Origin of the sequence: Candidatus Methanoprimaticola sp. MG2 (assembly GCF_047501175.1) — an archaeon.
Classification (GTDB): Archaea; Thermoplasmatota; Thermoplasmata; order Methanomassiliicoccales; family Methanomethylophilaceae; genus Methanoprimaticola.
The window spans coordinates 1-21,630 of sequence record NZ_JBEQWH010000011.1; the positions used below are offsets into that span (position 1 = coordinate 1).

Below are 21,630 nucleotides of genomic sequence, written 5' to 3' on the forward strand. Positions count from 1 at the left end.
AGAGCGACGACGAATGGCCCGGACACAGGACCACCGACGAATGGGCCCGCAGGATCGTCCTGTATGCGAGAGCGCACAGCGATGATCCGGAGTTCGGATATACCGATGTGACAAACTACGGGTTGTTCGACTATCAGATCGACGAGGCTTTCGACAGGCTGGCGGAGGAGGGCCTGCTGGATTGGGACAGCGCCGATCCCCGCAGTAGGCGCTTCAGCGGCATAATCGGCATGTATGCTGACGAGGTCGCCGAGTTGGATCCGGAGGAGCGCGAGCGCAGGATGCGCGAGACCAGGGAGGAACTCTCATGAGTAAGCGCATCGAGGGACAGGCCGCTATAATACACGGGGTCTGTTCCGAGTTCGTACCGCCTGAATGTCACCAGGTGCAGGCGCATCAAAATGGACAAAAGCTTCGATGGAATGGCCATGTCGTCATAATCACGCCCTACACTATGTAGGGCCCCTTTCCCAAACATTGTCAAAAAACGGGGTCCTAGGGAGTATATAAACTCCCCACCAAAAAGACAGACTGTCAAAAAACGGTCATTTTCCGACACGATTTCTATTATAATCCTGAAGAAGAGTGAATAATGCGGGTTCGGCCCGTGTTCTGAAAGAGCATCCCATGAGGGTCGGACTCAGGCGATTGACATGAGTTACGCAATGCATACCAAGATCACGATTGCAGCGATAGTTTCGTTGCTCGCAATCCTGGGATCCGTTGTGGCAGTCATGGGTTCAGAAACGGATGCGGCATATACCGAGGACTATGGTGAGATCTTCGAGATTGACATAGCACCCGGTTTCTCGCATTCCTATGCCCCATCCTACCCCAGCGATCTTCAGGTTACCACGTCGATTGAGAAATATGAAGACACTGGAATCGATGCCGAGATTATCGGCGGAAACACTTTGAAGGTGACCGTCAAGGATGGAGTCACCACAGGATCATATGATCTCATTCTCAAGGCAAGCTCGAACACTGGTGGATTCGATCAGGTTGCTTATCAGCACATCAGATACAATGTCGTTGCAGGTCTTTCTGTCTCCGGAAGCATCAACGACATCATCAAGGGAGCCTCGATCAATTTCACTCCCAATGGAACTTCCTCCATGGGAACTGTCACATGGGCAGTGAAGTCTGGAACGACTCTGCCTGACGGACTTTCGCTTTCCAACAACACCATTACTGGAGTACCCACAAATGTCGGTGAAAACACAGTCTCTCTGACTGCAACGGCAAAGGGCGAGACCAAGGATCTTGTCGTGACGTTCACTGTTTACAACAAGATCGTCACTGGATCCGCTGAGACTATAACATCTTATGGTAATGCGGTGTCTTCGACAGCCATCGTCCAGACCGGAAACGATCTGGGCGTCACATGGAAGGTCACTAATGGAACCATGCCCGCAGGCTTCACACTCGATGAATCTACTGGTGTGGTCTCCGGTTCGTCTGCAACTCTCAATGAGACGAGCATCACGATCACTGGGACTTCTGCAAACGGTCCTGCACAGACAGCAACCAAGACCATCACGATCAGATCCGAGCCCGAATTCAGCATTTCCGCTCCTGAGTCGACCATCGTCACGTTCCCCGGAGCAGACAACAAGACGCTCCAGCTCACTGCAACTTCTGGAACTTCCGATGTCACATGGAGTATCAACAGTGTCACAGGCATCACGATAAGTGATGCGGGACTTTTGACCGTCTCTGGCAATGCCACCTCCGCTAACATCACTGTTACGGCTAACACTGCATATGGCCAGACTGCCACAGAGTCCATTATCGTTGCTGTCGAGGATGTTGCCACCATCGATGGAAACGGGTCTCTCTCCGCCAAGGTCAATACACCTGCTACATGTGCGTTCGTAGGATCCATCGAAGGAACCTGGTCCGTGGATGCGAGCAATGTTCCTGCCGGAGCAACTGTGACGATCTCCAATCTCGGAGTTCTCACTCTCGAGGGCAATGCTCCTGCAGATTTCACCGTCACGATCAAGCTCACCACTGCTGGAGGACAGGAGATAACCAAGGAAATCACCTGTAAGATCGTCAGTACACTGATATTCACAGATGTGCCCACGAGTGGTCTCATCATCTACGAGGTCTGATGAGGGTTGGCCATGAATCAGCACTTGATCAGGTCCATTTCTTTGATCAGTGTCATGATGATGGCCATGGTCGCCGTAATGGCGATCATCCCTTCATCTGACGCTGCCGATCAGGCATATGATGTGGATCTGGGAAAGAAATACAGTCTTCAGACTCAGCTAATCTGGGATGGGAAGGATGCTGAGTCCATTCTGTATGAATTCTCGGATGGAACAAGCTCCACTGAGTGGAATCCTCTGAAGACCTGGCCGGCTCCCGGAGTGTATTACATCACGCAGACTGCCACAAACTCCTACAACGGTGGTTCTTCCACGACCACTGTCTACAAAGTGGAGATCATGGGATACCCTGAGATCTTCTTCGAGGAGAATGGGGGAACTGAGGTTGCAGACATAGAACAGACCAAGTTCAACGTCGTGGCCACTCAGCCTGAGGATCCTACACGCGAGGGATACACATTCACAGGATGGTTCGTGGATGAAGCCTGTACCGAGATCTATGATTGGTCTCAGGGAGTCAAGAAGGACATGACGCTTTATGCCGGATGGGAGGGGTCCGATTCCCCTGTAGATCCGGACAAGCCGTCTGAAGATGACAAGGATTCTGATGGGTTCAAGATTGACACCTGGATGATCATCCTTGTGATCCTGATTGTCATCGGAATCGCTGCAGTGTTGTACATGAGGGGCTGATCATGTCAGGAAATCACCTAAAACTCCTTACAGCCCTCTCTGTCCTCACACTTGTAGTATGTACAGTGAGTGGGATTTCTGCATTTTCTGAAGATTCAGATGCGGTTACAGATTTAGGTGGATATATTGGAGGAACGAACCAAAGTTCATCGACGAAGGTATATAGTGTTGTCACAGGAGAAATATCAGATTGTTACAACAAGGGTACGTTCTACGTTTCTGTTGGGGCAAGAATCGGTCTCTCTGACCCTCCTGGTTATTCTGGATGGGTTGAGGAACCGCCTCAGGGATGGGGGTTGTATCTTCAGCCTGGAGATGTGGCTTCAATTGATGGGACGGTATCAAAGGCGGGAACATTTACCTTGACGTATGTGTACGACCTCAATGACACATCTAAGAAAAGATCTGTGACGTTTACAGCGGTTGAGTCATCTGATGCAGATCCTGTAGAATCGATAAAACTGACATGGACCCTTGGAAGTTCTAGTATTGTAACGATGAACAGTACGACCTCTGTACGTGCTATCGTTTCACCTCAGACAGCTTCCGATCTGACCGTGTCCTGGTCTATCACGGAGAATACCGGATCTGCAACCATCACAAGGGAGTGGAATGACACATACAATGGAGAATATAGAAACGGATGCGACATCCGTGGTGATTCTCCAGGAACGGTAACTCTCACGGCCACCGCGAATGACGGGTCCGGAACTTCCAAGTCTGTAACGATAACCATCAGACCATACACCTATTTCCTGGACTATGATCCCAATGGGGGGCTCAGCCCAGACGGTGATGAATATTCGTGGTATGATGAGCTGACAACAACAGACAGCAGTCGGGACGTCACATTTACGATCACGGATTTCGAACCCACTCGTGAGGGATACAAGTTCAAAGGATGGTCGAAGAGCAGTAGTGCGAGCACTGCCACCTATGAGGCTGGTGACCGCATCTCTGTTGGTTACGGTGAGGAAGTAATTCTCTACGCCGTGTGGGGTCAGAGTAATCTGTCATTCAGTTCGACACAGTCTGATACCAATGTGATTGTTGGGAGTAGCTTCGCTTACTCGCCGACCATGAATGTTTCCGGTTGCTCATTCTCGGTGACGGGGGCATCATGGCTGTCGGTGTCTGGTGGGACGATCTACGGCACTCCAACCACCCCTGGTACCTATAACGTCAAAGTAACGGCATCATGTAGTGGATACACGAGTGCCTCCCAATCGTTTACCATCACGGTGCTAAGCTCTCTGGAATTCACAACATCCCCAACCAATGGTCTGATCGCAGTAGAGAGGTGATCTTTCACGCATTCAGACCACTTCAAACTCCTTACCGCCATTTCGGCATTCGCGCTAGTGATTTGCACCGTGTGTGGAATCACACTATCTTCCGAGGATTCCGATGCTGCAAGTGCCCATTCGGTGTCGTTCGAGCTGAATGGAGGTTCGGGAGTGTATCAGACATGGACCGTGTTGAACGGCAGTTCCATTGAACTTCCCACATCGATCTATGGGAGGGACGGATACTACTTGTCCGGATGGACCGATTCTGCCAAGACATACCTGCCGGGCGAGACATTTACGGTCTATGGGGATACCACTTTCAAGGCTGAATGGACACTCATCGATTCCGATGCGGTGGCGGATGACCAGACAGCTGAGAAGGGGAAGATGTTCTCCTACACACCATTCGATGTCACACTGGATTCAAATCCTTCCGAGAGTGATCCTTGGTACAAGCTCTGTTACAATTATTTTGCTCTCGCTAACGAAACTCGCATAACTGCTGTCAAGTGTCCCGACTGGCTGACATTATCCTATGAGCGCACTCCAACTGAAGCCAAACTCACCTTCTCCGGAACTCCTACCGACTCTGGAGTGTATCTCGTTGAAGTTCATACTGAGGTTAATAAGTTGGCCGGTTGGCAACATGTCGATTGGACATACGTTGCATTTACGATTACAGTTGAGTCAAAATCAGACACGGTCGGTACGATCTCGTTTGATTCCAACGGCGGTTCGGGGTCGGTCAACGAGATCTCAGCACCGATCGGGACTGTTGTATCTCTTCCTGGAAAGGTCATCTCAAGGTCGGGATATTCTCTCTCCGGATGGGATATAACCGTTACTGAGGGAATCGGTACGTTCCCGCTCAATTCGTATTTCATCATGGATGGGGACTATACCGCGAAGGCCCATTGGCTTGCCAATGCCAATGTGGTCATACTGGACGGTAGCGGCCAGATAGGCAATCAGATCGATGCCTTCGTCGGATACAACAACGAGACCGTGTCCCTCCCGTCTGAAGGATACAGCAAAGACGGTCACACATTCAACGGATGGAGGTTGACGTCGGATCCAGACACGATCTACGCTCCTGGTTTCATTTATACGATATCCGGACCGACATACATGTCTGCATACTATGTTCCGAACGGGACACCGACATGCAATGTCGTCTTCGATTCCAACGGCGGGACAGGATTTCTGGAGCTTAAGGTCGAATCCGGAAAGAATGTCGTTCTGCCGGACAAGGGATTCAATGGAACAACCAATCTTGAGGGATGGGAGTTCGAAGGTAAGACCTATCTTCCAGGATCTTCCGTAAGTGTCACAAGTGACACGGAATTCAAGGCCGTCTGGGGAACGTCTGCCCCGGATGTGGTCGCCGTAACATTCGATCTGAACGGCGGGTCGGGATCGGTCGCAACTCAGATCCTCAATTATGGGCAGAAGGCATCTCGTCCTGCGGATCCTGTCAAGAGTGCATCGGTCTTCCTCGGATGGTCGATCATCGGAGAGGGGAGTTACTTCGACTTCAGTGTGGGTGTGACATCCAGTGTGACGCTTCGTGCAGACTGGGATCTTCATTTCACACGCACGTATGATGGGAATACAGTCACCATCGAGCTCTCGGAGAGGTATCGCGCATGTCCTACAATCGTCGATTGGGGAGATGGGAAGTATAGTGAGGGGACGTTGTCATTCGAGCATACCTATGAGGGGGAATTCTCCGGGACCGTTACCGTGAATTCCAAGGTCGGGGCCGATCAGATGACTGTGACATCGACAGCTCATGTTTCGGTCGGTCCATCCATTCCAACGGATCCGGATGATCCTGTGGACCCTGACAAACCCTCCGAGGATGAACCGAAGCAGCAGGGCAATCGTCTGGACGTTTGGTTGATCGCAGGAGCGGTCGTGCTTTTCGCAATAATAATCGTCATTTGGAGGTTCACATGACACTGGAAGCTGCAAGGAAGACAATGGCCGTGTTGGCAGTGGCGATAATTCTGACTGCGGCAGTCGGCACCACCATCATGACCGATGATGAGAATGAATCGGAGGCGATCCCGCCACTGGCAATCGCATTCGGCCTTCTTCTCTCAACCGCTGCAACACTGGTCGTGGCAGAGTATGTCCTGAGTCACAATTCACAGAGTGGCGATGAACAGGTTGTCAGAGGGTATGAAGCAAAGGCTGTTGCCGAATCCATCTACAATAACTTGGCATTCTATGAGAACACGCTTTCGAACTATGAGCAGATCTGGGGATTGACCTCCGAGCATCATGTCCGTATGGCAGAGCTCGCAGCCTCAGAGCTCTGGGATGAGGATTCCACATTTTCCGCATCCGACATTCTGGAGCTTTCGGGGGTCTATCTGAACTCCTCATTCATGCTTACGAACTCCACAGCCCAGGTAAACACTATGTGGGATCTCATGACGGAGAGTCTGAAAGATTGGAATTCCGATGACATCTACAAGGACAACATGGGTCTGGAAATCAGTTGGCAGGGTGGGAGCATGTCCACCAAGTCCGATTTCGGATTCCACATAGGTTCTGTGGTCAAGTCCGTTCAGTCCGGAGAGGACAGAGTCTTCATTGGAGACAGTGGGAGGATCTGGTGTGACGGCGATTCGACAATCACAGGGCCTGACGGGAAGATTGTCAACATTCCCAAGGGATTCTCGGACATTTCCACGATTCCAGGTTTCACTTCAGGAGTATATACTCTACAATCCGGGTTATCGTACTGCGGCGATCTGATGCCCGTTCTGGATGCCAAGGCGGCACCCATCCATTCCGGAGCCGTATCCGATTGTGATGGAACTTCGAAGTTGATCACATTCGAGAATGGAAAGGTCATCGTGGATGGGAAACAGTCCGATAGTCTGTATTTCTCCATCCATCCTGCAGGTGCCGAGTCTCAGACCAAGGATATAACCAACAACCTGTCATCGTACGATTCTCTGCTGGATACTGTTCATAGGACGATGTCCACGGCGGCATCTTCTGCAGGTGCGGTGTGGAGCATCTTCGATACTGCCGGGGAGGCATCGTCATACATTACCACACTGGCAGTCCCTAGCATATATGATGGCATCGAGCTCAATGCCTCACAGAAGAAGATCATCACGGTCCTCGCGATGGAGCAGCTTGCCAGATATTGGCAGGATAATGGAGGGGAGCTGAAAACCGATGGTTACACGCTCAGTGACTCGATGAGTCTGGTTGTTCGCGGAGACATCATGTCGGTCACGGGAGAGGTCCTTTACAAGGACGTGATCTACACACCGTTCTTCTACCAGGATACGACGCTGAAGGTTGGGTCGAACTCGGTTTCCAGACAGGCGGTCGTTGCAATCTGGTCCGAGGAAGGATCCAATCTATCGGGGTGGTCGGGTATAACCGATGCATCCAGAGCATCTCTGGCCACGATCGAGAGCGGATATGTTCTAGCTATCGCAGAGATGGAAAAGGATGGCAAGCAGGTCAGTAGTGTGGATCTCACAGTGTCCAAGATCGACATCATTGACCCGTCGGACATGGAGCACATCAAGAACGATATGAAGAGCCCTAATGACCTGGACCGTCTTCTGACGCTTCTTTTCGTCATCGTCGGAGCACTTGCACTGCTGAGCGGATGGAGATCGGGAGGATACGTCACGATGTTCATCGGAGCGATTCTGATCATTGTGGGAATTATGTTCACAGGAACGATCGCTGATGCGTTGGAAGACTGGTTCGGATGGAGGATAGACCTCGGATGATCGAGATCACCTTTGATGGAGTGGGTGCCATCTGCGGCTATCTGGGGGCGATATGGTGTATCCTCAATTTGGCATGGGGTCTGTTCCGCAACGACGCATCCAGGGTCCTGATCTATGGGATCGGGACGTTCGCGGCCATCATCGTGATGCTCAATGTCGGAGGTGTCCTGAACAGTACGACCTGGGGAATCTTCGGATGCTGCGTGTTCGGACTGCATTGTTTGTATGCGGCGGCGACCGGGGAAGCAGCCTGGAAGGTCGTTCTATACGGTATCCTCCTGACGTCTTCGTTCCTGTCCGTCGTAGGGGTGTTCTGATGGATGCAGCTTCAATCGCATTGGGATTTGCGATTACAATGGTCATGATTGTTGTCGGATACAGGATGCGCACAGTATCTCATGCCATCCTCCCTCTGAGAGACCCTGTGTTCCTGATGCTGATTGCGGTAGAATGCACGATCATGATATTGGATTATGTCGGAATTCTGCCTCTTGGGTTGACATTCGTTGAAGATGACACACTGTTCATCACTGACAGAGGTTCCCTTGCACTCCTGATGATGGGTGCAGGAGATGTGGGGTACATCGCAGGATACATCATGTGCCGTCCCGGAGACGTCCTCTATCTAGACATGCCGGATGAGACCCTGACGTACACAGAGGTCGCTCCTATGGTGTGGTATGTCCACAATGGGAACACATATATCATGCCCCAGACCCTCGGAGGGATAGTGGCATCGTTCCTGGGGGCGAAGCATCCTGCGGACATCCCCACGTACGAGATCGCCAGACGGAGGTCTTGCACATTCTCCAACGGTATCCGCATGCCGATGACCATGGATGTGGTCCCTGTGTCGTTGCATGAGACCGAGACGATCACCATCGGCGTGTTCAGAATCGGCAGTAGGAAGATCCGCGATGAGAACCGGAACATCATAGCCGAGTCCCCGAGGTACCTGTGGCATCCCGAGGTGACGTCCCATCGTGTGAGGTTCTCCTCATCTGTGACCGATGACCATCTGGCGTTCTGGGTGAAGGATGGGATCTACCGCGAGTCGATAGAGGATGCCATTGAGGCCGAGGAGAGGGCGGCCAGGCTAGAGATACAGATGCAGTCTGCCAAGTACGATGCCGGGGCCGATCTGGTCGCCGGTCTCGTGTCGCTGTCGACGGATGCGCCCGGCTCACATGAGGAGATCCTTGCGAGGATCGAGGCGGAGAGGAAGAGGAGAGGTGAGGCTGATGCCGAGCATTCCTGATGATGGCACCATGGATGCTGCGCTCTATGGTTCGGCGCACATCGAGACCGCTCTTGCAAGGGAGGATGGGGAGAGGCTGCTGGACGTTATGGGGTCCAGGATGGACGCCCTCCTCTCGAGGATGGACGTGGAGTTGGCCTCAGTGGTCATGGAGGAGGCTCCTGGTCTCGTCTACTCGGACGAGGAGCCGGACATGGTAGCCTGGCCCGGTGACGTGCTCTCGACCGTACGCGATCTGAGAGAGTTGGCCAGGCTGACCCTGGCCTTGGACATAGTCGCATCATGGATCTCGAAGGCCGATCACAGGGGGAGGCTGATCGGACTCGGGGAGCACTCCGCTAGGGTGACGCTCTCCGGAGATGCGGATGCCAACTACAAGGCTGCGGTCCTGAGGAGGTCGATGCCGTGATATCGGACATGTCCTCGGGGAACATCTATCTCAACGTCGTGGCCAGGATCAATCAGGACTACGGGGAGCTGATAGAGCACCTGAGGCAGATGGACACTCGCGTGGCGTATCTCAAGATGTTCGAGCTCTCCCTGAGCTCCGCTCTTCCCAAGCCGCTGTGGGATGTGGATGCATATCGTATACAGAGCTCCAGGACCCCCATGCCGTCGGATCCCTACGGGATACTCCCGTTCGAGACCTTCCGTGCATGGATGACCGTCTATGAGATGGTGATGCGCGATGAGGGCCTCATCGGGACGAGACAGCAAGCCATCCTCGGAATGGATGATGATACTACTCGGGAGAGGTCGGAGGTGTGAGGGATGACAGGCGTCAGAGAGTTCATGCATGACATCCTCCAGCCGGGCGAGACCATCGTCGTCGCCGGTCGCAGGGGACATGGGAAGACGGCGACGGTGATATCCATAGCTCAGCATGTCATGGAAGGCGATTATGGGCATGGTCCTGCGGAGATCATCACCAACATCAAGTTCGGAAGGGTAAGGAAGGGGCTCGAACCGGTAGAGGACTATCCTTCAGGCGTCCACTACGAGGACACCCTGGCAGGTACCCTTCGCAAGGCGGGGGAGATCATACGCGAGTATGGGCCTGGAGGGTGTACGATCCTCTGGTTGTTGGACGAGGCCCAGAACTACATGATGGCTGACGAGAACGGGCGTAAGGAGAATCTCGCTCTCACTAAGTATCTGGGGAATGCCAGGAAGTTCGACATATGCAACATCTTCATGACTCCTGTCCTGAACAATCTGACCCCCAGGGTCCGTTGCTTCCCTACAGGAGAATCGAAGTCAGGTTACTGCTCGCTTCAGATGATCAAGGATAAGGATCTTGGGGCCAAGGTCGCAGGTTCCCGTGCAGATCCCCGCAGCATCACATTTGTGAGGATGGGGCCTGGAATGGGTCTGACTCCGATGTTCATCTCGCCGATGCCATGGATACGGAGCATCTACAGCGGGCTACCGGACGGCTCTTACGGATACGACACCAAGGCCATGGCTACATTCTCCATCGGTGCCAACGACTACGGCGTTCCGTTCAGTCTGGAGGAGTTCCTGAAAGTGACTTCAAAGGGGCTGTCGCACGAGCTGCCGGACAAAATCGATGAATACTTCGACCGTTGGGAGTCGATGGGCTCCGGAGACGAGGAGGCCCTGCCGGGCGAGGATCATTCGATGATCAGAATCTCCGATCAGTGCAGGCGCATCGAGAGGATGCGTGCAGTGGGATTGAAATGGAGGGAGATCGCCGATATCGAAGGTGAGGTTATGACCACCATTCAGTCCCGGTTCTATAAATATGCGGGCATCAGGCCATCGTCAGGGTGTGGCGATGCCAGCATCTTGATGAATGACGAACAGAGGGTCGTCGGTGCGGGCGCGTATATATACAACCCTAAAAGGGGAGGGGGGCCCGAGGGGTCGCCTTCGTTGGAAGGGGGTGAGGCATGATGTTCGGGAGGTCTAAGGATGGAAGAACAGTGAAGAGGCAATCGAAGAGTGAGAGGAAGGCAGAACGTACACACAAAGGTAGGGGGAAGCGTGCACGGAAGACAATCCGTGAGATACCGTCCAGGACGATACAGCAACCGGTTACGAAGAAGCAGACCAGACCCGATGCGGGCCCTCCTCTGAGGACATCAGGAGGGCCGACGAAGAAACAGATTACCGGGCCGACCCCGGAAGAAGTGGTCAGGAATGTAAGAGGAGGAAGGAAGAGATGAGTCTGTTTAGGGAGAGCAAGGAAGTACAGAAGGCGAAGGAGCAGAGGAAGATCGAGAAGCTGAAGAACAAGACCAAGGAGGAGCAGATCAGACTTAAGGCCAAGGAGGCGAGGGTCGAAGCCCGTGCTAAGAATGGAGGGGTCGGAGGAAGCTTTGCATTCCATGACAGGCGCAACGTCCCAAAGAGGTGACCCCGATGGCCACTGTTGGAACGCACTATGGAATCCCCGTCGACGAGGACGGTCACGTTCCTGAGGAGGAGCTGCTCAAGCACTTCCGGAACGTTATGGCAGGACGTCAGCGGGAGTACGATCGGAGGCGCAGGGAGGCGGAGCTCGAGGTTATCGCCGGGGTCCCTGATGCGCACAGGATGCCAAACATCAACCTGGCAAAGAGGGACTACGACAGTACCTCCGACACGGTGATACCTCTCCAGTGCACTCCGGAGCAGGTCGCGGTATGGTGGAAGGATCCCACATGCTGTGACGTCCAGGACATAGACACGGCAGGACCTCCGAAGACCAACATCCCGAGGGACATGACACTCGAGCAGAGGCGCAGTCAGGGGAGGATCAAGGTCGTGGCCACTCCTTCCGAGGAGGCTAAGCTCAGGAGGGAGCTGGTAATGACGTACACGCCGGAGGATCTGAGGAGGATCGCCGAGACCAACCCGACGATCGCCGTGAAGCCCACGGGGGTGGCATACTCGGGACGCTACGTGCCGTCGAGGACGAGAATAGAGTTCGACAGGAAGGATGGATTTGACCAGACGACAATCGCCCACGAGGCGGGTCATCTGCTGCGTGACAGGGACCCTCACAGGGACGACGTAATCACCACACGCAACCCAGAGATCGGCATCGAGGAGTCGTGCACCGTGGCCGAGCAGATGGCCAGGTCTGACAAGCCCGACTACACCGGGTACTACATGAGTGTCGCCGTGTACGACGAGAGGAAACACGTCTGGAGGAAGGCTACGAGGTCCGAGGCCCGCAGGATGGCGGAAGAGGATCACGATCTGTTCACCTACGGTCGTGGTAAGGGCCTCAAAGGGGACGAGGCCCTGAGGTCCGTGGAGCAGAATTGGGCTAAGTCCCATATCGCCAGGCTGTTCACGTCTCGCGGGATGGCCGTCAATGTCATGGCAAGGGAGTACGGTAATGTGGAGAAGGTCACCATGGCCAAGCCCAGGTCCGTTAGAGCCGAGGAGGAGAACAGGAACGTTACAATCACTAATGCCACCGCGGGGATGCCAGGTGTTGCCTCGGCGAACAAGGGAGGCAGACAGATCACGTTGTTCGGGAGAAGGGGAAGATGAAGGAGCTCAGCTATTTTGATAAAAGGAGGATCTGTCAGGAGTACGAGAGAAACTGCCGGAAGGGCAGGAGGGATAGGCGCAGGAAGTTTTTCCGCGCCCTGTTCTCCAGATCCGGTAAGGATGATGGGGAGGATCTCCGGTGAAGCCTGCATTTACGCATCAGTGGGCAGTATCCCGATCCCTCCAGGAATCTCTGGAGCTTGTCCGTCGGCATATTGTAGAGCAGTTTGTCCGACCTGTTGGTAAACTTCACTAGATTTTCATTTCCGAGCTTTGCGGTCTGATAGACTAATGTGAGAGATGTGAATTCCATCTGTACTTCATGGCTAAGGTGGAGAGGTTTGCCGTGATTCGACCGTATCGGTCTGATCACCGCCTCTTTTTATTGTTGGAAACGAAACGACCCTTGCTATCGCGGGGCTGTTTCTTTGCTTGACGGCTTTTTTTATCCGTGCTTTTGCTGGATCCGTTGGAATCATTCTTGATTCCTTTGGTGCCGTAAGCGTTATCCCTGTACTTTCCAGAGTATCCCGGGACATCGGTCTTGCCTCTTGCTTCTAATTCCTCACGATCATACAGACGACCGAAAAGCCTTCCACGAATTTTCATCATGATTATACTCCCATTACAATCGATGACATCACGAAAGCCGCACCGACCACCAGGATGATGGAGCTGGCAATCAGGGCCCTGCGCAATTTCTCATTACAGTATATGTACCAATCAAGCGAACGAAGGTATTGTTCGATCATATCCTCTTCGAGACTCTCTAGATCACCGGCGATGACTCTGTCTTCCAGATCCCATAGGTGCATCCCTATCTGCGGATAGGTGTACGATGAGAGGATGCCCCACACTTCGAACAACATGCTGAGGACAATGGTCACAATCCCGGTTGCATATATCAGTGATCCGACATCTGACAGAGAGAAGGTATGATCGATATTCAATATGGACTCTATTAGTATCAGTGATGAGAACGCGAACAGAATGCCCTGTCTTTGAATGTACGATTCATGTTTGCGAGATTCCATCTCTCCCTGCGAAACAAATTCGTTGTAGATCGTCCTCATCATGGACGAATCTAACTTCCTGAACGATTTATAGAACAGGTCGAACGTATATTTCCCAGGGACAGGCTTCCAATCTTCATCAGACTCGATAGGATCATCGTTTGGCGGGCTACCCTCATCGACCGGAATCCGCCCATCATCCTGTTCATGGAGCATGGATTGCCACTCTCATAGGGTAGATATGTCCGCATAAATCATCTTCATTATGCATCTCGATGGGTCAACCTCCCCTGGGGGTAAATTCCCGCCGTTTGGCGGCATCTTCCTTGGTATTTGAGGTAGCCGTGCTTTTCCCCGCGCCCTCTGATACGGAGCTGAAGCGTCCATCAGATGCCGTCAGTAACAGGAACACAGCTTTGGAGCAGAAGTCCGCGCGGCTGGCGTAGTGTCCCTCTTCCACGAGGCGGTCTATTCCTTCGGCGTCCGCCTCGGGTATCATGATCTTGACCGCTACCGTGTTGGCCATGTTCTAAGAACTTCTTAGATACTTATTAGTGTAATCGAACTGATTAGTAACTTATTAGAAACTTATAAATCTTGTAGAACTAATCAGTTACCGATGAGTGAAAATAATCAATCCACGGCTGTGAAGATTTCTCTGTCCAAGGCTGAGATGCGCGATGTCGACCGTGTCGTAGGGCTTGGCTACGGGAAGTCCAGGGCCGATCTGTGCCGCAAGGCGCTGATAATCTATCTTGAATCCTATCTGCAGCAGGAGGTGTGAGGATGCTGGTCTACCTCTGTCCGATATGCTGCGCGAACCTCGAGCAGGCCAGGAACCCGATGAAGGGGTTCTGTCCCGACTGCCACGTAGTCTATTCTTTGGACAGGTGCATCACCATGGAGCGTATAGTCCCCTCGGACGAGAGGGCGAGATGTCTGGAGGCGGGACAGTGACGTGGCCAGACCTCATAGTGTCTCTGGACTCTGCGGAGACGAGCCTGGATGACGCTGCCATGCTGTGCGACGAGGTCTCCTGCATGCTCTCGTCATTGTCATGGGGGGACGAGGGCCTGATACAGGTCTGCCTCTCAGGGGAGGTCGTGGTGAGGTGTCTACCGCCAGACATTGCTGACGGGGTGGTCAAGACCATAATAGGAAGGTACAGGTCAATCGTCCGGGGGATCATGGATTCCGACGGGAGGGCCCTGGCATGATCGATGTCACCTGGTTGGACGGGGACGAGTTCCGTTCCGCGAACTTTGAGGAGGAGTCTGAGGGACGGGAGTTCCTGGAGTCTCTCCTCGCCCTCGACCTGACATACTGCGCCGTGTGCACGGGGGGTAGGATCGGATGACCGCCACATGCAGGCCCAGGCAGGTTCAGTATACCATGGTTCTCCCCGATGGTCGCCCATTGCTCTTCGGAGCCTTTGGCGACCGTGGGGCCAGGATATTCGCGTTCAACTGGATGTTGGAGCACGGTGTGACCCATTCGTTCCTCATACGGAGGCCGGCCGGGAAGGACCCGGTGCCACTGTTCCACATCTACATCGACGGAACCATGGCAAGGGTGTCCGAGTCGACCGACCCGGATTCCGTCCCACTGAATGAAAGAGAATGGATCACTCGCAGGTTCGTCTTATGCTGCATGGACGACATGGTCGTGATGGATGCCGAACTAGTCTATGAGTGCAATATCCCTTTGATGGTCGATTGGAACGTCGGAGTGGCGTGCGGCTCCGTGTCGGAGGGGTGGTGCAGAGGAGGGTTCGTGAACATCGAGGATGAGGTTGTGAACGGTTACACCCTGGAGGAGTCTAAGATCGGTAATGCATTCAAGGTGTGGACTGTTGAGATGAAGGTTATGGAGGAGTGAATGGTCATCGCGTGTAGATTTATTGTTCCAAGTGATTTCATCGAGTAAGTCGGCTCCCATATCGATTGTATTATGTCTGCGGGACAGGTCTCAGATAAACATTATTATGCAATCCGCAAATTACCACGGGTGATGGACGCCCTCTTAGACGAGACCTCCAAATGCGAGGAATCGAAGGATCCTGTCAGGTTCAAGGTCTGCATGTCCGGTGCCATTGCCGTGATCGTACTGATCGCGGGGTATGTTACAGATCATGTGCCTTCAGCATCTGCATTCTTTTCGATGTTCGTGGCGTCTGTGGGCATGCTCGGATTCCTGATGGTTCCATATCTTCTGATTCTCATTACGAGAGGTAGAAGGTTCAAGGAAGTGTCCGGACACAAGATCGATTTCTTCACGACCGCCCTGTATCTCGGGTGTTCAGCAACAATAAGTCTTCTTCCGTCACTGTTCTATGATCTTATTGGGACATATTCACAATACGTTATGATTCCATGCGTTTTCATGTATATGCTTGGATTGCTAAGTGTTGTGATCTTGATGATGAATTCCATGAGGCTTTTTAGCGGGAGTCGTCTCCTTGATTGTTTATCACAGGATTTGTAAGATCGAGCAGTATGCAACACATCCGACATGATGTGTTTTTAAACGTTGGTCTCGATTCTTAAACGGGATATCATGGGAACCTTTCACATTAAACCTACGAGAGATGGCAGATTCATGTTCAATCTCATCGCTAACAATAATAGGATTATCAGCACATCCCAGACCTATGCTTCGGTCGAGAATGCGAAGGTCGGGATAGAGAGCATTCGCAAGAATTGCTCATCGCACGTCGAGGATCAGACAGTCGAGGGATACGAGGTATTGAAGCATCCGAAGTACGAAGTATATCTGGATGTAGCCGGAAACCCGAGGTTCAGACTCAAGGCATCGAATGGGGAGATTATCGCCGCATCCGAAGCCTACTCCAGCAAGTCATCCTGCATGAATGGCATACGCAGTGTTGCCGACCATGCTCCGGATGCGGAGATCGTGATAGACGACGAACTGAGTGAAGAATGATTAAACTCTTGCCCACTCCGATCACCGAGTGGGTAAGTCATTCCCTTTTACCATCAGTGTGGTTTTGCGCTGATTCCACTTCGCCCTTGTCCATCATCATCTGGAGATATGCATTGCCGCTAAGGTTGCAGTCCACCAGTTCCAAAAACTCACGTTTGTCCAGCTTAAGCTGCCTGGCCATCTTTAGGATCAAAGGGTCCCCTATCTCACGTTCCCCATGACTAATCTTGGTACGTATCCTCGTCTTGATTCCATCCACATAAAGGATCAATTGGCAATGGTCTGCATCATCGTTCCTTTCGAAGCCTTTGTTACATAACCTTGATGACACCACTTTGGCTTTGCGGGTCGTCATTCCTCTGGCCCCTCTATGTTCTCTAGAAGCCATCTCTTGTAATCTCTGGCCACGGAGTCCAGTTCGTCATCCTCGCAAAGTGCATATTCTCTCCAGGCAATGTGAAGTTCATCCAGGAGATCCTTCTCGGCCTCATTTACGTTCACACCTGCCGCATGGAGATCGGCTTCTTCATTGCTGAGGATGACACCCCCTTCCACGTTCTGGATATCGAAATAGAGTGTTTTCTTCATAGAGAACGGGCCAAGATTGTCAATGCCCATCAGATGGGGCGTGGATGCTAACTGGTTGGAGATAGAAGAGTACCCGGATAACGACCGGCTACTGGTAGGATCAAACCAGCCTAGGGCCCCTCCTGCAGATATCACGGCTGAACCCCCAGTATGTGCCCCAGCCAATCATAGATCTCCTTTGCACTCTCTTCGGACATTATCACACCGCATGGCACGGTCCTGATCATGGGCATGGCTTCAGGTTTGACCCCTATACGGGAGTTTAAGCTACCTTCCTCGGAAAGCTTGAACGTCTCTGAGTTCGGTATTGGGATTCTCTCCAGAAAGAAGTTGATTATGACCTCTCCCTTGGGACTCTTGCCCCCATAGCATCCGTTTACGTACATCGGAGTATAGTCGTCAGGGAACTTGTACTTGAATTCTATCTTGTCTTGTTTCATGCTATCTATTCCTGAATATCAATTATGTAATTGTCACTCTTCTCTTCAGTGCATGCCTTGATGCACATTTCTCGGCTTGTACTTCATCGAGATCTCGTCGTTATTTCAGATTTCCAATGCTATTGAATTCCTTGCGACTGGAATGAAACTGGCAACCTCCTCCCTTTTGTCGCGCACATCGCAGTTTCTATCTCATGGGGGCCACAATTTATGATCTCGCCCCACTCCCTTTCGTCTCAGGTAAGCTGTGATCTGTATCATTCATCGAGCAGTTCGATATTTTTTGTGTTATCTTGGAAATGTCTATGCTTTTGCTTGTCTGGTGGTTTGAGTGGGCAAGTTTTAGCTTAGAATTTTGAACCCTTTGGGATTTTCGATGTGCTTACGTCTTCCTCCGGTCAAAACTCCAGTAATTTGCACATTACTGCGCGTCTTCGATGCGTTATATGCATTGTTCAAATCATCTCCAGAAAGCTGGAATGAAGCGTTATATGACTTTCCATCTATATCGACAAGTGTAATCGTAACATCGGCAGATTCATCATTAATTTCGTCACGGGGGTCTTTTAGAACTGTGATCTTACCAACGAAATCGCGTTCTACGGACATCTCTTCTGGACGCATGTTTTTTTCAATGACGTCAATCCTGGGGAATATATTCTTAGTTAGGGTATATGGTTTTGAAATATCGTTATTTTTGCTGATTGTTTTTACTCTGTTTACTTCTATTTCGGCAGCATCGAATCTCAGGTCTAGAACTGAGTTAACGAAATTGTATGATATTTCTAAATCAGAGTCAAGATTTGTTTTATTCCTTTCTGCAGCGTCGATGATTGCACCAAGGGATGACTCAATTTTATCACATAAATAGCTCATTTCGGGTTTGTCAGGAATCATTGTACCGAAAAGGGTCGTTCTTATTGGACCATCTTCCATTATCGGATATATAAATTGGACAATGTAGCTTCCAGCAACAGTTGGACCTACACGTATGTCTTCAAGGATTTTCTTCCCTTTCCAGTTGGATGATCTATAAGATGGTTTAAACTCGCAGTAGTCCCTATAGGCATAATTGTTGATGCTATTCCCAGCTTCTATGATACTTATTAAGTCGGGTACTGGTATGAGGCCAATCTCTCCATTCTCTGGACTGTAATGATACTCGATTGTATCTGAAGATGAGGATATCGTCATGCCTGTGAGTACGCGTTGTATGGATAGGTTATCTGATTCTGACACATCACGGACGACTTCTTCTACTCTGCGAACATAGTCGATGAAGTCTCTGCTGTTAGGAACAGTGACCATCACACTGGTTTCAGGATTCTCAAATATGTCAAATGTAGCAGTCTTTCCACTGGGTACCCAACCGCGAGATGATAGAAACAGTCTGATCTTCTGTGGACTGATTTCTTTTAACACATCTGGAGAGAAGCCATCAATTTTCATTCATTGACCTCCATTTGTTTTATTAGAAGGTGATATAGGCTATTTTCATCGACTTTGTTAGAAAGTGGTATTTTAACCGTAATATTCTTTTTATTTGGCTTTGTGACCTGCCCTGTTGCATCATACCACAACATGGACCCTCTGGCGATCAATTCCTTTTCTTCTATAGATATCCACCCTTCCACATCTTGGGGTAGGATCAGTACGAAAAGCAACCACGGGGAGCATTTCTTTTTACTACTCAGATCATCAAACAGTTTTTTATCAATCTTGTAAGCTAGATGTCCTTCTCTATCATACTTGGGAGTGGATGTACCTTTGAGCTGTACATCTAGATGGAGAGGGATTGGGTGACCTTCTCCTCTTGGAAGAGATATTATCACATCAACACCTGAATTGTCCATTTGTTTTCCCGCATATTCGATGCCGGCACCAATGTACGCGCAAATTTGTCTCAAGTATGCGAAGCTGAGCTCTTCTTTTATCTGATTGTATCTAGAATTGTTGTGTTCATATTTGTGAGAGAAGGAGCCACAGTTCACTTTGGAGCACTTTTCGCTTTTTATGTCACTCACGACCTCACCCCACTCCCTTCCGCCTCAGATGAGCCGCAATTCGTTTCGGACTCCGGCAGGATACCGTTGAGGCGATCGTTGGCGCGTTTGAGGTCTCTGGCGATTTCCAGTCCCAACGCCGTCAGCTCATAGACCTTGACCGTGTGGCCGTCTTTCTCCATCCATGTATCGACAAGGTTGCTATCAACGAGTTTGGCAGCGACATCGACCGCTGTGTAATAGTTCTTAACAACAGCCGTAAGCTGACTTTCCTTGACCTTTCCATTCTCGAACAGGAACAACAGCATGTTCATCACATGTCTGTCCGAAAGGACTGTCTGACCGCCGCCACTCACGTTCTATCAACCGTGTTCTATTCAAATATTAATTTTTATCCATTTTTGTAGACTTCTACATAAACAAACATTTTTATATCAATGCATGTCTACATTATTGTAGATAAAATGGCGACTTTCGTAGACAGCAAGAGGATCATGAAAGCGAGCAGGGTTGCTCTCTCTGATGAGGTCAAGAGCAGATTGGATGTCGATGAGGGCGACATGGTGTTCTTCATTGAGGAAAACGGGAAGATCTACCTGAAGAAAGCAGAGGCCTGAATATGGAAAAACAGGGCACGGGTGCCCTTGGAAACGTTCCCGTGCCCACTCACAAAGAGTTGATGCTGAATGGAAATCGAGGATATAAAGAGATTGTGCGAGGGGAGAGGGATGCCGACAGACGGATGGATGACGTTCTCCGTTCCGGAGAATCCGGTCCAGATCTACGACCGGCCCGGGTTCAGGGCGACGGTCAACAGGGACACGGGCAGGATAAGGGTCTACGACCTGGCGGTCAGCCGCATCCGTCCGGAGATCGACACCGGGGAGGACGACTGGGTGCAGGCGACGATCCTGGAGGCTATCGCATGATGGCCCAGAACATCCCCACGTTCATCCTCCGGTTCGCCTGTCTGCACGGGGGCGTCAAGGCCTCCGCCGTGACCCGGCACATCTGCCCCGAGCTGCGGATGGACATGGAGGAGGCGCAGGGGATCCTGGACGTCCTGGTGGACGAGGGGTTCCTGTCCTCCCCCGGGTCGGATGGCATGCACCGCATCACGGCGGCCGGGCGCACGTTCCTCACGGACCTAGGGGTGAGCGCGTGAGGGCAGCAGTCTTCCGGAACGAGGAGGGACGCCGATGCCGAGCGTCACCGCTGAAATGATAACTACTCCCTTCCCGATGTCCGGGGAAAGGATGAAGGGAGGTGAGAAGAGAATGGCAAGCGAATGGGAGGAGCTGGAGAGGCTGTCCAAGGAGGAGCTCATAATCGAGCTGGTGAAGGAGCGCACCGCGCACCGCGAGCTGGACAGGTCCATACGCGGACTCATAGAGGTCGATTATCCGGCAGACAGGAAACTGCCCGTGTTCGCCGATGACGAGGACACGTCCTTGAAGGAGACCACGGACGATTGGGCCTACAAGGTGGCGAGATACGCCTACGAGCATGCGGAGGATAGGGACGATTTCAGCCACTATGACCTGGATGCGTACGGTCTGGACGAGGATCAGGCGGAGGCCGCATACCGCAGGCTCCGTGAGGACGGCACGATAACGAACGACAGACATGACCAGGAGGGGTGGTTCTGACGGTGCGTGTCTCCAAACGCAGGCACGACTACGAGGCCGCCTCGGTGGAGATCGAGGCCGACAGCATCTCCAAGCCGGTGAAGTTCCGCAGAACATCGGATCATAACGCACTGCAGGTGGATGCCGGAGGGGATGTCAGGATCAAGGTCCGCGGACAGTACCCTAACAAGGGGACAGGGGTGATCAGACCGGAGGTCGGTACCGAGATCCGCGGCGAGGAGTTCATGGTGGATGCACGTAAGATCGTGAGGCAGAGGCCACACGGGAAGAGGGACGTCGCAACCGCCAGCAAGTTCGTCCGTATCTTCAGGAGGTCGAGGGAATGACCTCCGCAACCCGTGTGTTCTGTCCGAGGATTGG

At 51.9% G+C, this 21,630-nt stretch carries 35 protein-coding genes; 27 read left to right on the forward strand and 8 right to left on the reverse strand.

Annotated features, from left to right (window positions below; all coding sequences use genetic code 11):
• From V5D86_RS08010 to V5D86_RS08080, 15 genes are all read left to right on the forward strand, one after another.
• Positions 1 to 311, forward strand: a 311-nt coding sequence (locus tag V5D86_RS08010) for a hypothetical protein (RefSeq protein ID WP_414596162.1), incomplete at its 5' end; no start/stop codon positions are given.
• A 342-nt stretch (positions 312 to 653) separates the two neighbouring features.
• Entirely contained in the window at positions 654 to 2,117 is a 1,464-nt protein-coding gene (locus V5D86_RS08015) for a putative Ig domain-containing protein (RefSeq protein WP_414596163.1), read from the forward strand.
• Between the two features lie 54 nt (positions 2,118 to 2,171).
• On the forward strand, positions 2,172 to 2,810 hold the full coding sequence (locus tag V5D86_RS08020) for an InlB B-repeat-containing protein (protein ID WP_414596164.1): 639 nt from the start codon (positions 2,172 to 2,174) through the stop codon (positions 2,808 to 2,810).
• A 2-nt stretch (positions 2,811 to 2,812) separates the two neighbouring features.
• Positions 2,813 to 4,114 (forward strand): putative Ig domain-containing protein, encoded by a 1,302-nt coding sequence (locus V5D86_RS08025; RefSeq protein WP_414596165.1) that lies wholly within the window; start codon positions 2,813 to 2,815, stop codon positions 4,112 to 4,114.
• A 123-nt stretch (positions 4,115 to 4,237) separates the two neighbouring features.
• Positions 4,238 to 6,058, forward strand: coding sequence for an InlB B-repeat-containing protein (locus V5D86_RS08030; protein WP_414596166.1), 1,821 nt, complete (start codon positions 4,238 to 4,240; stop codon positions 6,056 to 6,058).
• The gene (locus V5D86_RS08035; RefSeq protein WP_414596167.1) at positions 6,055 to 7,869 is read left to right on the forward strand and encodes a hypothetical protein; all 1,815 of its coding nucleotides are present in this window, start codon (positions 6,055 to 6,057) and stop codon (positions 7,867 to 7,869) included. The genes V5D86_RS08030 and V5D86_RS08035 overlap by 4 nt, the downstream gene beginning before the upstream one ends.
• The gene (locus V5D86_RS08040; protein ID WP_414596168.1) at positions 7,866 to 8,186 is read left to right on the forward strand and encodes a hypothetical protein; all 321 of its coding nucleotides are present in this window, start codon (positions 7,866 to 7,868) and stop codon (positions 8,184 to 8,186) included. Before V5D86_RS08035 ends, V5D86_RS08040 begins: the two co-directional genes overlap by 4 nt.
• Complete coding sequence (locus V5D86_RS08045) at positions 8,186 to 9,127, forward strand: hypothetical protein (protein ID WP_414596169.1); 942 nt, start codon at positions 8,186 to 8,188, stop codon at positions 9,125 to 9,127. Before V5D86_RS08040 ends, V5D86_RS08045 begins: the two co-directional genes overlap by 1 nt.
• A complete protein-coding gene (locus V5D86_RS08050; protein ID WP_414596170.1) occupies positions 9,111 to 9,536 on the forward strand; it encodes a hypothetical protein in 426 nt (141 codons plus the stop codon). Before V5D86_RS08045 ends, V5D86_RS08050 begins: the two co-directional genes overlap by 17 nt.
• Positions 9,533 to 9,895, forward strand: a complete 363-nt coding sequence (locus V5D86_RS08055; protein ID WP_414596171.1) for a hypothetical protein — start codon at positions 9,533 to 9,535, stop codon at positions 9,893 to 9,895. Before V5D86_RS08050 ends, V5D86_RS08055 begins: the two co-directional genes overlap by 4 nt.
• A 3-nt stretch (positions 9,896 to 9,898) precedes the next feature.
• Positions 9,899 to 11,044, forward strand: coding sequence for a hypothetical protein (locus V5D86_RS08060; RefSeq protein WP_414596172.1), 1,146 nt, complete (start codon positions 9,899 to 9,901; stop codon positions 11,042 to 11,044).
• A complete protein-coding gene (locus V5D86_RS08065) occupies positions 11,041 to 11,316 on the forward strand; it encodes a hypothetical protein (RefSeq protein WP_414596173.1) in 276 nt (91 codons plus the stop codon). Before V5D86_RS08060 ends, V5D86_RS08065 begins: the two co-directional genes overlap by 4 nt.
• Positions 11,313 to 11,507: a hypothetical protein gene (locus V5D86_RS08070; protein WP_414596174.1), complete on the forward strand. Its 195-nt coding sequence runs from the start codon at positions 11,313 to 11,315 to the stop codon at positions 11,505 to 11,507. Before V5D86_RS08065 ends, V5D86_RS08070 begins: the two co-directional genes overlap by 4 nt.
• Positions 11,508 to 11,512: 5 nt before the next feature.
• Positions 11,513 to 12,634, forward strand: coding sequence for a hypothetical protein (locus tag V5D86_RS08075; protein WP_414596175.1), 1,122 nt, complete (start codon positions 11,513 to 11,515; stop codon positions 12,632 to 12,634).
• Positions 12,631 to 12,777, forward strand: a complete 147-nt coding sequence (locus V5D86_RS08080) for a hypothetical protein (protein WP_414596176.1) — start codon at positions 12,631 to 12,633, stop codon at positions 12,775 to 12,777. Before V5D86_RS08075 ends, V5D86_RS08080 begins: the two co-directional genes overlap by 4 nt.
• Positions 12,778 to 13,248: 471 nt before the next feature.
• Here the strand turns inward: V5D86_RS08080 and V5D86_RS08085 are convergent, their stop codons facing one another.
• Both V5D86_RS08085 and V5D86_RS08090 read right to left on the reverse strand, forming a co-directional pair.
• The gene (locus V5D86_RS08085) at positions 13,249 to 13,863 is read right to left on the reverse strand and encodes a hypothetical protein (protein WP_414596177.1); all 615 of its coding nucleotides are present in this window, start codon (positions 13,861 to 13,863) and stop codon (positions 13,249 to 13,251) included.
• 64 nt (positions 13,864 to 13,927) lie between these two features.
• The gene (locus V5D86_RS08090) at positions 13,928 to 14,173 is read right to left on the reverse strand and encodes a ribbon-helix-helix domain-containing protein (RefSeq protein ID WP_414596178.1); all 246 of its coding nucleotides are present in this window, start codon (positions 14,171 to 14,173) and stop codon (positions 13,928 to 13,930) included.
• A gap of 93 nt (positions 14,174 to 14,266) precedes the next feature.
• On the opposite strand from V5D86_RS08090, the gene V5D86_RS08095 reads away from it, so the two are divergent.
• From V5D86_RS08095 to V5D86_RS08125, 7 genes are all read left to right on the forward strand, one after another.
• Positions 14,267 to 14,431, forward strand: a complete 165-nt coding sequence (locus V5D86_RS08095) for a hypothetical protein (protein WP_414596179.1) — start codon at positions 14,267 to 14,269, stop codon at positions 14,429 to 14,431.
• A 2-nt stretch (positions 14,432 to 14,433) separates the two neighbouring features.
• Positions 14,434 to 14,604: a hypothetical protein gene (locus tag V5D86_RS08100; protein ID WP_414596180.1), complete on the forward strand. Its 171-nt coding sequence runs from the start codon at positions 14,434 to 14,436 to the stop codon at positions 14,602 to 14,604.
• Entirely contained in the window at positions 14,601 to 14,864 is a 264-nt protein-coding gene (locus V5D86_RS08105) for a hypothetical protein (RefSeq protein ID WP_414596181.1), read from the forward strand. Before V5D86_RS08100 ends, V5D86_RS08105 begins: the two co-directional genes overlap by 4 nt.
• A complete protein-coding gene (locus tag V5D86_RS08110; protein ID WP_414596182.1) occupies positions 14,861 to 15,004 on the forward strand; it encodes a hypothetical protein in 144 nt (47 codons plus the stop codon). Before V5D86_RS08105 ends, V5D86_RS08110 begins: the two co-directional genes overlap by 4 nt.
• Positions 15,001 to 15,525 carry a hypothetical protein gene (locus V5D86_RS08115; RefSeq protein WP_414596183.1) on the forward strand — a complete coding sequence of 175 codons (525 nt, stop codon included), beginning with the start codon at positions 15,001 to 15,003 and terminating at the stop codon, positions 15,523 to 15,525. Before V5D86_RS08110 ends, V5D86_RS08115 begins: the two co-directional genes overlap by 4 nt.
• A 132-nt stretch (positions 15,526 to 15,657) precedes the next feature.
• Complete coding sequence (locus V5D86_RS08120; RefSeq protein WP_414596184.1) at positions 15,658 to 16,131, forward strand: hypothetical protein; 474 nt, start codon at positions 15,658 to 15,660, stop codon at positions 16,129 to 16,131.
• Positions 16,132 to 16,245: 114 nt separating this feature from the next.
• Positions 16,246 to 16,590, forward strand: coding sequence for a YegP family protein (locus V5D86_RS08125; protein ID WP_414596185.1), 345 nt, complete (start codon positions 16,246 to 16,248; stop codon positions 16,588 to 16,590).
• A gap of 37 nt (positions 16,591 to 16,627) precedes the next feature.
• On the opposite strand, the gene V5D86_RS08130 is transcribed toward V5D86_RS08125, so the two are convergent.
• From V5D86_RS08130 to V5D86_RS08155, 6 genes are all read right to left on the reverse strand, one after another.
• On the reverse strand, positions 16,628 to 16,849 hold the full coding sequence (locus tag V5D86_RS08130; RefSeq protein ID WP_414596186.1) for a hypothetical protein: 222 nt from the start codon (positions 16,847 to 16,849) through the stop codon (positions 16,628 to 16,630).
• Positions 16,850 to 16,941: 92 nt separating this feature from the next.
• The gene (locus V5D86_RS08135; protein WP_414596187.1) at positions 16,942 to 17,208 is read right to left on the reverse strand and encodes a hypothetical protein; all 267 of its coding nucleotides are present in this window, start codon (positions 17,206 to 17,208) and stop codon (positions 16,942 to 16,944) included.
• Positions 17,209 to 17,309: 101 nt separating this feature from the next.
• Positions 17,310 to 17,618, reverse strand: coding sequence for a hypothetical protein (locus V5D86_RS08140; protein WP_414596188.1), 309 nt, complete (start codon positions 17,616 to 17,618; stop codon positions 17,310 to 17,312).
• A 342-nt stretch (positions 17,619 to 17,960) separates the two neighbouring features.
• Positions 17,961 to 19,067, reverse strand: a complete 1,107-nt coding sequence (locus tag V5D86_RS08145; RefSeq protein WP_414596189.1) for a hypothetical protein — start codon at positions 19,065 to 19,067, stop codon at positions 17,961 to 17,963.
• A complete protein-coding gene (locus tag V5D86_RS08150) occupies positions 19,064 to 19,642 on the reverse strand; it encodes a DUF4365 domain-containing protein (RefSeq protein ID WP_414596190.1) in 579 nt (192 codons plus the stop codon). Before V5D86_RS08150 ends, V5D86_RS08145 begins: the two co-directional genes overlap by 4 nt.
• On the reverse strand, positions 19,639 to 19,935 hold the full coding sequence (locus V5D86_RS08155) for a hypothetical protein (protein WP_414596191.1): 297 nt from the start codon (positions 19,933 to 19,935) through the stop codon (positions 19,639 to 19,641). The genes V5D86_RS08150 and V5D86_RS08155 overlap by 4 nt, the downstream gene beginning before the upstream one ends.
• A gap of 150 nt (positions 19,936 to 20,085) precedes the next feature.
• Here V5D86_RS08155 and V5D86_RS08160 point away from each other — a divergent pair, with 150 nt between their 5' ends.
• From V5D86_RS08160 to V5D86_RS08180, 5 genes are all read left to right on the forward strand, one after another.
• Positions 20,086 to 20,238: a hypothetical protein gene (locus V5D86_RS08160; protein WP_400235380.1), complete on the forward strand. Its 153-nt coding sequence runs from the start codon at positions 20,086 to 20,088 to the stop codon at positions 20,236 to 20,238.
• 69 nt (positions 20,239 to 20,307) lie between these two features.
• Positions 20,308 to 20,550 carry a hypothetical protein gene (locus V5D86_RS08165; RefSeq protein WP_414596192.1) on the forward strand — a complete coding sequence of 81 codons (243 nt, stop codon included), beginning with the start codon at positions 20,308 to 20,310 and terminating at the stop codon, positions 20,548 to 20,550.
• Positions 20,547 to 20,786 carry a hypothetical protein gene (locus V5D86_RS08170; protein WP_414596193.1) on the forward strand — a complete coding sequence of 80 codons (240 nt, stop codon included), beginning with the start codon at positions 20,547 to 20,549 and terminating at the stop codon, positions 20,784 to 20,786. The genes V5D86_RS08165 and V5D86_RS08170 overlap by 4 nt, the downstream gene beginning before the upstream one ends.
• Before the next feature lie 112 nt (positions 20,787 to 20,898).
• Complete coding sequence (locus V5D86_RS08175) at positions 20,899 to 21,270, forward strand: hypothetical protein (RefSeq protein WP_414596194.1); 372 nt, start codon at positions 20,899 to 20,901, stop codon at positions 21,268 to 21,270.
• Positions 21,271 to 21,272: 2 nt separating this feature from the next.
• Positions 21,273 to 21,596: a hypothetical protein gene (locus V5D86_RS08180; RefSeq protein ID WP_414596195.1), complete on the forward strand. Its 324-nt coding sequence runs from the start codon at positions 21,273 to 21,275 to the stop codon at positions 21,594 to 21,596.
• Positions 21,597 to 21,630: the final 34 nt, after the last annotated feature.

Coding starts and splice junctions, on each gene's coding strand:
- V5D86_RS08155 (WP_414596191.1), bottom strand. CDS start 19,935: ATGAACATGCTGTTGTTCCTGTTCGAGAATGGAAAGGTCAAGGAAAGT.
- V5D86_RS08115 (WP_414596183.1), top strand. CDS start 15,001: ATGACCGCCACATGCAGGCCCAGGCAGGTTCAGTATACCATGGTTCTC.
- V5D86_RS08100 (WP_414596180.1), top strand. CDS start 14,434: ATGCTGGTCTACCTCTGTCCGATATGCTGCGCGAACCTCGAGCAGGCC.
- V5D86_RS08060 (WP_414596172.1), top strand. CDS start 9,899: ATGACAGGCGTCAGAGAGTTCATGCATGACATCCTCCAGCCGGGCGAG.
- V5D86_RS08095 (WP_414596179.1), top strand. CDS start 14,267: ATGAGTGAAAATAATCAATCCACGGCTGTGAAGATTTCTCTGTCCAAG.
- V5D86_RS08040 (WP_414596168.1), top strand. CDS start 7,866: ATGATCGAGATCACCTTTGATGGAGTGGGTGCCATCTGCGGCTATCTG.
- V5D86_RS08045 (WP_414596169.1), top strand. CDS start 8,186: ATGGATGCAGCTTCAATCGCATTGGGATTTGCGATTACAATGGTCATG.
- V5D86_RS08145 (WP_414596189.1), bottom strand. CDS start 19,067: ATGAAAATTGATGGCTTCTCTCCAGATGTGTTAAAAGAAATCAGTCCA.
- V5D86_RS08125 (WP_414596185.1), top strand. CDS start 16,246: ATGTTCAATCTCATCGCTAACAATAATAGGATTATCAGCACATCCCAG.
- V5D86_RS08020 (WP_414596164.1), top strand. CDS start 2,172: ATGATGATGGCCATGGTCGCCGTAATGGCGATCATCCCTTCATCTGAC.
- V5D86_RS08135 (WP_414596187.1), bottom strand. CDS start 17,208: ATGGGCATTGACAATCTTGGCCCGTTCTCTATGAAGAAAACACTCTAT.
- V5D86_RS08075 (WP_414596175.1), top strand. CDS start 11,513: ATGGCCACTGTTGGAACGCACTATGGAATCCCCGTCGACGAGGACGGT.
- V5D86_RS08085 (WP_414596177.1), bottom strand. CDS start 13,863: ATGCTCCATGAACAGGATGATGGGCGGATTCCGGTCGATGAGGGTAGC.
- V5D86_RS08165 (WP_414596192.1), top strand. CDS start 20,308: ATGGAAATCGAGGATATAAAGAGATTGTGCGAGGGGAGAGGGATGCCG.
- V5D86_RS08140 (WP_414596188.1), bottom strand. CDS start 17,618: ATGAAACAAGACAAGATAGAATTCAAGTACAAGTTCCCTGACGACTAT.
- V5D86_RS08110 (WP_414596182.1), top strand. CDS start 14,861: ATGATCGATGTCACCTGGTTGGACGGGGACGAGTTCCGTTCCGCGAAC.
- V5D86_RS08065 (WP_414596173.1), top strand. CDS start 11,041: ATGATGTTCGGGAGGTCTAAGGATGGAAGAACAGTGAAGAGGCAATCG.
- V5D86_RS08090 (WP_414596178.1), bottom strand. CDS start 14,173: ATGGCCAACACGGTAGCGGTCAAGATCATGATACCCGAGGCGGACGCC.
- V5D86_RS08120 (WP_414596184.1), top strand. CDS start 15,658: ATGGACGCCCTCTTAGACGAGACCTCCAAATGCGAGGAATCGAAGGAT.
- V5D86_RS08050 (WP_414596170.1), top strand. CDS start 9,111: ATGCCGAGCATTCCTGATGATGGCACCATGGATGCTGCGCTCTATGGT.
- V5D86_RS08175 (WP_414596194.1), top strand. CDS start 20,899: ATGGCAAGCGAATGGGAGGAGCTGGAGAGGCTGTCCAAGGAGGAGCTC.
- V5D86_RS08170 (WP_414596193.1), top strand. CDS start 20,547: ATGATGGCCCAGAACATCCCCACGTTCATCCTCCGGTTCGCCTGTCTG.
- V5D86_RS08015 (WP_414596163.1), top strand. CDS start 654: ATGAGTTACGCAATGCATACCAAGATCACGATTGCAGCGATAGTTTCG.
- V5D86_RS08080 (WP_414596176.1), top strand. CDS start 12,631: ATGAAGGAGCTCAGCTATTTTGATAAAAGGAGGATCTGTCAGGAGTAC.
- V5D86_RS08070 (WP_414596174.1), top strand. CDS start 11,313: ATGAGTCTGTTTAGGGAGAGCAAGGAAGTACAGAAGGCGAAGGAGCAG.
- V5D86_RS08025 (WP_414596165.1), top strand. CDS start 2,813: ATGTCAGGAAATCACCTAAAACTCCTTACAGCCCTCTCTGTCCTCACA.
- V5D86_RS08035 (WP_414596167.1), top strand. CDS start 6,055: ATGACACTGGAAGCTGCAAGGAAGACAATGGCCGTGTTGGCAGTGGCG.
- V5D86_RS08160 (WP_400235380.1), top strand. CDS start 20,086: ATGGCGACTTTCGTAGACAGCAAGAGGATCATGAAAGCGAGCAGGGTT.